10 protein-coding genes and 1 other RNA gene are annotated in these 7,208 nt (G+C 54.4%); 6 read left to right on the top strand and 5 right to left on the bottom strand.

Annotated features, from left to right (window positions below; all coding sequences use genetic code 11):
• Positions 1-2: 2 nt before the first annotated feature.
• Positions 3-971 carry a CDP-6-deoxy-delta-3,4-glucoseen reductase gene (locus JWR17_RS00690; RefSeq protein ID WP_299827311.1) on the top strand — a complete coding sequence of 323 codons (969 nt, stop codon included), beginning with the start codon at positions 3-5 and terminating at the stop codon, positions 969-971.
• A 15-nt stretch (positions 972-986) separates the two neighbouring features.
• On the opposite strand, the gene JWR17_RS00685 is transcribed toward JWR17_RS00690, so the two are convergent.
• Positions 987-1,475, bottom strand: coding sequence for a sn-glycerol-3-phosphate transporter (locus tag JWR17_RS00685; RefSeq protein WP_299827309.1), 489 nt, complete (start codon positions 1,473-1,475; stop codon positions 987-989).
• 357 nt (positions 1,476-1,832) lie between these two features.
• Between JWR17_RS00685 and JWR17_RS00680 the strand changes: the two genes are divergently transcribed.
• The 3 genes from JWR17_RS00680 to JWR17_RS00670 all read left to right on the top strand — a co-directional run bounded on the left by JWR17_RS00680 (position 1,833) and on the right by JWR17_RS00670 (position 3,658).
• Positions 1,833-2,513: a gamma-glutamylcyclotransferase gene (locus JWR17_RS00680; RefSeq protein ID WP_299827307.1), complete on the top strand. Its 681-nt coding sequence runs from the start codon at positions 1,833-1,835 to the stop codon at positions 2,511-2,513.
• Between the two features lie 401 nt (positions 2,514-2,914).
• Positions 2,915-3,100, top strand: coding sequence for a hypothetical protein (locus JWR17_RS00675; protein WP_299827305.1), 186 nt, complete (start codon positions 2,915-2,917; stop codon positions 3,098-3,100).
• Between the two features lie 222 nt (positions 3,101-3,322).
• A complete protein-coding gene (locus JWR17_RS00670) occupies positions 3,323-3,658 on the top strand; it encodes an energy transducer TonB (protein ID WP_299827303.1) in 336 nt (111 codons plus the stop codon).
• Positions 3,659-3,945: 287 nt separating this feature from the next.
• On the opposite strand, the gene JWR17_RS00665 is transcribed toward JWR17_RS00670, so the two are convergent.
• Positions 3,946-4,923: an NADPH:quinone oxidoreductase family protein gene (locus tag JWR17_RS00665; RefSeq protein ID WP_299827302.1), complete on the bottom strand. Its 978-nt coding sequence runs from the start codon at positions 4,921-4,923 to the stop codon at positions 3,946-3,948.
• Between the two features lie 132 nt (positions 4,924-5,055).
• On the opposite strand from JWR17_RS00665, the gene JWR17_RS00660 reads away from it, so the two are divergent.
• The gene (locus JWR17_RS00660) at positions 5,056-5,463 is read left to right on the top strand and encodes a flagellar basal body-associated protein FliL (protein ID WP_299827300.1); all 408 of its coding nucleotides are present in this window, start codon (positions 5,056-5,058) and stop codon (positions 5,461-5,463) included.
• A 6-nt stretch (positions 5,464-5,469) separates the two neighbouring features.
• On the opposite strand, the gene JWR17_RS00655 is transcribed toward JWR17_RS00660, so the two are convergent.
• Entirely contained in the window at positions 5,470-5,919 is a 450-nt protein-coding gene (locus JWR17_RS00655) for an EVE domain-containing protein (protein ID WP_299827298.1), read from the bottom strand.
• Positions 5,920-6,112: 193 nt separating this feature from the next.
• On the opposite strand from JWR17_RS00655, the gene JWR17_RS00650 reads away from it, so the two are divergent.
• Positions 6,113-6,286, top strand: a complete 174-nt coding sequence (locus JWR17_RS00650; protein ID WP_299827296.1) for a hypothetical protein — start codon at positions 6,113-6,115, stop codon at positions 6,284-6,286.
• Positions 6,287-6,320: 34 nt separating this feature from the next.
• Here the strand turns inward: JWR17_RS00650 and JWR17_RS00645 are convergent, their stop codons facing one another.
• A complete protein-coding gene (locus JWR17_RS00645; protein WP_299827294.1) occupies positions 6,321-6,941 on the bottom strand; it encodes a 5-formyltetrahydrofolate cyclo-ligase in 621 nt (206 codons plus the stop codon).
• 105 nt (positions 6,942-7,046) lie between these two features.
• A non-coding RNA gene (gene ssrS / locus JWR17_RS00640) (6S RNA) lies at positions 7,047-7,208 on the bottom strand; the annotation flags it as partial.

Below are 7,208 nucleotides of genomic sequence, written 5' to 3'. Positions count from 1 at the left end.
TGATGCGCGTAACGTTGCAGCCGTCAGGTGCGGTACTAGAGATGTTGCCCGGCGAGCGAATACTCGACGCTGCACAACGCCTCGGTTATGACTGTCCGCAGAGCTGCCGAAATGGCAATTGCCATATCTGCGCGGCGTTGTTGGTCGAGGGCCGGGTGTCACAGGCGGGTGAGACGCGCGACCATGGCGAGTTTTACGCCTGCCTGGCCGAACCGCTGGAAGACTGCGTGGTGATGTGGGACGGCGTGTTGGCGCGTAACGAATTGCCGTTGCGCAAGTTGGCGTGTCAGGTCACCGAGTGCGTCGATGTCGGCGGCGACGTATGGCGCATCCGCCTGCGAGCACCTGCTGGCAAACCCCCGCGTTATCACGCCGGGCAGTACCTGATGATCGAGCGCGAAAACGGAGAGAAATCGGCGTTCTCAATGGCTTCGTCGCCACATCGGGGCCGTGATCTTGAGATGCACGTGCTGGCCCGTGAGGCCAGCGCGTTGAGCCTGATCGCGCAGCTACAACGCAACAGCATGGTCAACGTCGAATTGCCTTATGGCGATTCACACCTTGCCGATCTGCCGGAAGGCCCGCTGGTGTTGATTGCCGCAGGGACCGGCATGGGCCAGATGCAAAGCCTGATCGAGCATTGTCGCGCCGAAGGTTTTCCACACCCTGTGCACTTATATTGGGGCGTTCGGCGGCCAGAAGAATTCTACGAGATGCCTCACTGGGACGAGTGGAAGCAACTGCCCAACCTGTTCTTGCATAAAGTCGTCAGCGATTTATGCGGCTGGGAAGGGCGCTGCGGCATGCTGCACGAAGCGGTCTGCGAAGACATCAGCGATCTGTCGTCGGTAATTGTGTACGCCAGCGGCTCGCCGAACATGGTTTACGCCACCCTCGATGCATTGGTCAGCGCCGGAATGGACGCGCACCAAATGCACGCCGATGTATTTGCCTACGCGCCCAGAGGTTGATGCGCTTTATTTAATTTAGAACCGAACCCCGACGTTCACCATTGTTGCCGAAAGCCCCAATAACACCGCCTCGGCCGTGACAGGGCCCAGATGGACCCCTGCCGATGGAATAATTACCGGCGCGATGCCAAAGCGGTTGAAAGGAATCTTGTCGCGATATTCACCGCGATAGCCATGCATGAGCCCCCCTGACACTTTTACGTAGACCGGATAGTCCGCACTGTCGAAGCGTTTGCCGATATATCCATACGTCGATTGCTGGTCATAAGAATTGCGAAACGTCGCCACTCCGTAAAGCAATCCTGATCCCTCGTTGCGCTCAAGACCGATCAGTTGTTGCCGATTGTTATGATCTGGATCAGGGGAAAAGTGCCGCGTATAAGCGCTGGTTTGTAGTAACCAAAAGCCATCTTGGCTCTGCTGCAGCGCTTCAGTCGCCTCGATTCCCGTTGACGCGGTTAGCAGCCCGATCAGAACCGAAAGTGTGAATGAACCTTTTTTCATCTTTATCTCCTCGGCATTCGGTAGCCAGGGGCGGCTTTATACGCACCTGTCTGGTTGCTTGATAGGGTGTCCTGCCGACAAAGGATGTAGGAGTTTTCCGATATGGTCGGGCGGTCGGCGAGTGAGTGGGGAAGCGGACTTGCCCTGACAGGCGTTGACACTTTTCGTCGGAGGCTATTCGATTTTGGTATTTAGGATCGACGGTTAACGCATCTAAGCTATAACCGTGACCGATGAATAAGCCGCAGCGTCTTTGTTTTCACTACCGCCTGGAAGAACAACGCAGGCAGTGGAGTACAAATTGCATAAAGAATCAGGTCAGCGACAACTGGTGTGGCAATGCCAGAGGGGAACGTAATGGGGAACGAACTCAATAGTTTGATCACGGCTGACCATCTCGGCCTTGAGCTTAGCTACCCGCCGGTTATTGACATAGGCCCGCAACTGACTCGCGAACAACTGCTTGGCTCGATGCAAGCCACCATGCTGCTGCATAAAGGCGGTCCGGTGTGGCTGTTCGCTTATGGATCGCTCATTTGGCGTCCAGAATGCTCCGCCGTGGAGCGTCAGCGCGGACGGGTGCACGGTTATCATCGCGGTTTGTACCTTTGGTCCCACGAACACCGCGGCACTCCAGAGCTTCCTGGCCTGGTATTCGGCCTCGATCGCGGCGGCTCATGCAGCGGGTTTGCTTACCGCTTGCCCGACGAATGCCTACAAGAATCACTGCTCGCCCTGTGGCAGCGCGAAATGCCGTACCCCTCTTATCGCCCCCACTGGTTAAGCTGCCGTCTCGAAGACGGCACCCGCGTCCAGGCATTAGGCTTCGTACTGGAGCGCCACCTGCCTAGCTACGCCGGCAACCTGCCCGACAACATCCTCAGCCAGGTACTGGCCAGCGCCACCGGCCGCTATGGCACCACCCGCGATTACGTCGAACAAACCGCCAACTGCCTGCGCAGACACGCCATGCCGGACTTGAACCTGGAAGCGACGCTCAAGCGTTGTGGACAGGGCGCTGAAATTCGCGTGGCTTGACCGCACATCGACTGCATTGATCCCGCATAAGATTTGACTTGATCGTGGATTGGGTGGGAGCGAACTTGTTCGCGAACAATACGGCACGGTATATCGAAAATATTTGAGAAACGTCCTACATCCAAACGGGAAGCGTCAGGATTAACATCATTCTACAAGCTAATTATCATTCTTGACCCACGAAATAGGTGCCAAGAATGAAGATCTGTCTGTGTTTGTTACTGATGTTGCTTTCATTGATAGCGAAAGCGGAAAAGCCTCTGCTTATTCCGCTCAATACGCCGAGCCCAAAATATCCTGAGCAGTTGAAGCATGAGAGTGTGTTCGGAAATGTCGTGGTACGTATTTCAATACAGTTCGATGGGGTGGTGGTAACTGCCGTGACAACCTAGGCGCAATTTATGTCGGTTATTTTCCACATGACATTAGAAAGTTCCTTTGATCACAATCATCAATATTATTGCAGCGCCCGTCAGCGTCAGCGTTATGCAAAATTCATTGTAGGAGCGGGCTTGCTCGCGATGGACCTCGAAGCCGCCCCCAATGTCCAAACCGGTTTTCACAGGGAAATTAAATTGCTTCATTAACGACTGCTATGCAGTTGGTCGCGAGCAGGCTCTCTTCTGCAACGGATCCTAACCCGTTGTCAGTTTTCCAAATACTTGCCTTTCTGATTCCAACCCTCCCATGGAGAGCTTTTTTTCAGATGGATCCTACATCCGGGCAAGAAGGTTACGCCTATATTTTGCAATCACATCGCATTATCATTTCGTTCGCTATATTTAAGCACGAATGGAGGAGGGGTGAAAATGAAGTTGGCAATGTGTGCCTTAGTTATGCTGTGGCCGACAGTTGTGCCGGCGCACAATATTGAGCTTGTTCCGGTCTATAAGCCCGACCCCGTTTACCCTGACAAGTTGAAGAGTTCCAAAGTGGAGGGGGCGGTGAAAGTCTATTTCATAGTCGCCGCCAACGGCGTGGTGAAAACCGCCGAAATATTCGAAGCCTCCCACACCGAATTTGCCGAGTCTGCTTTGCAAACAGTATCAAGTTGGCGGTTTGAGCCATGGTCCATGGAAAACGATAGTCCATCGGAAATCGAAGCCATGGCCCCGGTGCTATTTTACTTTGATAAAGCGCAATGAAATGATAAGGCGCAAAGGTCTTCTGTAGAAGCTAGCTTGTTAGCAAAGATTTAACATGGTGGGTCACATACGGCGCCTCGCCAACCAGTTGGCTCCTACAGGGGGGGGCGCGTGCGCATATTGGAAAATACATAACAATCTGGTGGGCGCTAGTTAATTCGCGAATGGGTGTAGCGCTGCGACCCGATAAAGCTTCCCGAATGAATTCGGTCCCACGGGGGGAATGGGGTAATAGTTATTCATTAACTCCCGAGCCGCCATTGCGGCAGCCCAGGCTTAAATCGCAGTTACCTGACTTGGACAACTACCTTCCCGACCGCTTTCCGCTGCGCCAACGAATCAATTGCCTCTCCGGCCTTTTCCAACGGATAAACCTGCGATACCAACGGCTTCAACTTTCCCTCCGCATACCAAGCAAACAACTGCTGAAAGTTCGCGGCATTATCCTGCGGCTGCCGCTGCGCAAAAGACCCCCAAAAAACCCCTACCACCGAGGCGCCTTTTAACAACGCCAAGTTCACCGGTAATTCAGGAATACGCCCGCTGGCAAACCCCACCACCAATAACCGGCCATTCCAGGCAATGGACCTCACTGCCTGATCAAAAAGATCACCGCCAACTGGATCATAAATAACATCAACACCGACCCCGTTGGTAAGCCGTTTGATTTCCTCCTTGAGGTTGGTCTCGCTGTAGTTGATCAACTCATCTGCGCCTGCGGCCTGAGCCACGGCGAGTTTTTCGGCGCTGCTCGCGGCGGCGATGACTCTGGCGCCCATGGCTTTACCAATTTCGACGGCAGCGAGGCCTACGCCACCTGAGGCGCCTAACACTAGCAACGTTTCGCCGGGCTGCAGGTTGGCGCGTTGTTTGAGCGCGTGCATGGAGGTGCCGTAGGTCATGCTGAAACCGGCGGCGGTGATGTAGTCCATTGCCTCAGGAATAGGCAGCACGTTGTAGCCTGCTACTGCGATTTGTTCTGCAAAGCTGCCCCACCCGGTCAGTGCCATGACTCGGTCACCGACTTTCAGGTGGCTTACCTTTTCGCCGACGGCTGAAATCACGCCTGATGCTTCGCCGCCCGGTGAGAAAGGGAAAGGCGGTTTGAATTGGTATTTGCCTTCGATGATGAGCGTGTCCGGGAAATTGACCCCCGCCGCATGCACGTCCAGGACGATTTCGTTTTTCTTCGCTTCTGGACGGGCGACTTCTTCCAGCACCAATGTTTCGGCGGGACCGAACGCTTTGCACAGCACGGCTTTCATCGGGCTATTCCTTTTCGAGTGATGGCCGATAAGTGTAGATAAGCGGGTTTCTGGGTCAATCAGAATGCCGGAGCCATATAAGCAGCCATAAGTTGCAGTAAGCTACGCAGCAAATCGGAAGAGGTGTGAACTGTGAAAGCGTGGACCATCATGTTGTTGGCTTTTTCACTGCCCATAGTGGCGATGGCCGAAGAGTCTAAAGAGGGCGATGCCGGCAAAGTCGCGTATGTCAGCCTCAGCCCAGCGCTTGTCGGCAATTATGGCCTTGATGGCGGACCGAAGCTGCACGTCTACAAAGCCGATATCGCTTTGCGGGTCACAGGTGCCGATGCCGAGAAGTCCGTGAGGCACAACGAACCGCTGATTCGTAACCAATTGGTTGCGTTGTTCGCCCAGCAGACCGTCGACGACATGAACAGTGTCGAGGCCAAGGAAAAGCTGCGTCAGGAAGCGCTGAAGCAAACCCGGCAAGTTATGAATGACGAAGAGGGCAAGCCTGTTGTTGAAGACCTGCTCTTCAACAACCTGATCATTCAGTAACTGCGCTCAACGTAAAGCCAGGATCGCTTGCCATTGTTCGGCGGTCACTGGCATCACCGAAAGCCGGGTGCCTTTTTGTACCAGCGGGAGTTGTTCCAGCGCTTTTTGCTGCTTCAAGAAGCTGATTTTCAGCACTTGGGGAAAAGCTTCGATGAAGCTGACATTCACCGCACTCCAACGATTCTTGTTTTCGCTGGATTTAGGGTCGAAGTACTTGCCACCGGGGTCCAGAGCACTCGGATCCGGATAGGCGACATCGACAATACGGCCAATGCCGACAATCCCGGGTTGCGAGCAGCTGGAGTGGTAGAAAAAGAAGGTGTCGTCAGACGCCATGGCGCGGATGAAATTTCGTGCCTGGTAATTGCGCACGCCGTCCCAGCGTGTTTCGCCCAAGCGTTGAAAGTCTTTGATCGAGAGTTCTTGCGGCTCCGATTTCATCAGCCAGTAGGCCATGGTTGGTGCTCCTTCATCGGGGGGTTGGTAATGTGTAAGCAATTTTATGACAAACCGACGGTCGGTTGACGCCATCATTTGCGCGCGCCTCAATGTTGTCGGAGAATGCCCGGGATTTTAAGCATCGCGTTGCCGCACCGCCTATAAAAAAGCCGTGCTTGCAGCGCATTGATTTGCCCAAGGGGGGCAATCGATGAAACGCAAACCGGATATATTGTGGATTCTGGCTTTTTTGTTCGGTTTGGGTGTAGTAACTACCGGCTACGCGCAGAGTTTGTGGACAAATAAAGCAGACGCCCCTGTCGAGATTTCTCAGCAACAACAGCAGTCTCAACAACAGAAACCGCAGAAACCGACGCGTCATTGATTGACCTTTTCGACGCTGCTATCAACGGCAGCGTCTAGCCCCGCTCTTCGTTCTTCACGCCGTACCAGCGCTTATCGGTCACGGTGCCTTGCATAGGTACGTCCCAACTTGCCTGGGCCAATCTATGGACCTTTTGACATTCGTGGGCCAATCCGAGCAATACCGGCTTCTGCCAGTTTTTTCTGCGGGATTGATACGCAAGGCTGCGGTCGTAAAAACCACCGCCCATGCCCAGCCGACCGCCCAGCTCATCAAACCCCACCAACGGCAAAAGAATCAAATCCAGTGCCCACACAACACGTTGCCGGGCAAGGTTGACGCGCGGCTCGGGGATGCGAAAACGGTTAGGTATGAATTTTTCCCCGGGCCGTACGCGCTGAAAAACCATCTTGGTTCTTGGCCAGGCACTCAGCACAGGCAGATAGGTTTTTTTGCCGCGTCTTTGGGCAGCACGCAGCAGCATACGGGGATCAATTTCGCCGTCATTGGGAATGTATAGCGCGATGTGTCTGGCGCGGCGAAACAGAGGGTTTTGCGAGAGCTGACGGTACAGGCCGCGGGCGGCTTGGCGTTGCTGAGTGCGGTTTAAAGCGCGGCGGGTTTTGCGCAACTGGGTACGCAGTTGCTGGCGCGAAAGAGGCGCGGGACTGGTCATTCAGGCTGGTCCAGAGTCGGCTGATCCCGAAATAAATAAATCGGGGCTGACTGCCGATTCGTAAAAACCATCGCCAGACAGCAAACTGGCAATGGACTAAAAATTAGACTCCCCGACGAACCGCTGTCGGTGTAGCCCTTGAACCCGAAAGTTCAAGGTGGAGATTGCAGGAGGACTTAAGGCTTTCCGTCAAGCGGACATGCACACCGTCCCCAACGTGCAACCCCCGTGGTTGTGCGTATCGGCTCAGGGACATGACCGACTGGC

Origin of the sequence: Pseudomonas sp., from assembly GCF_028293835.1 — a bacterium.
Lineage (GTDB): Bacteria > Pseudomonadota > Gammaproteobacteria > Pseudomonadales > Pseudomonadaceae > Aquipseudomonas.
Note: the sequence above shows the minus strand (reverse complement) of the source record. Positions and strands in the feature narration are given on the sequence as shown.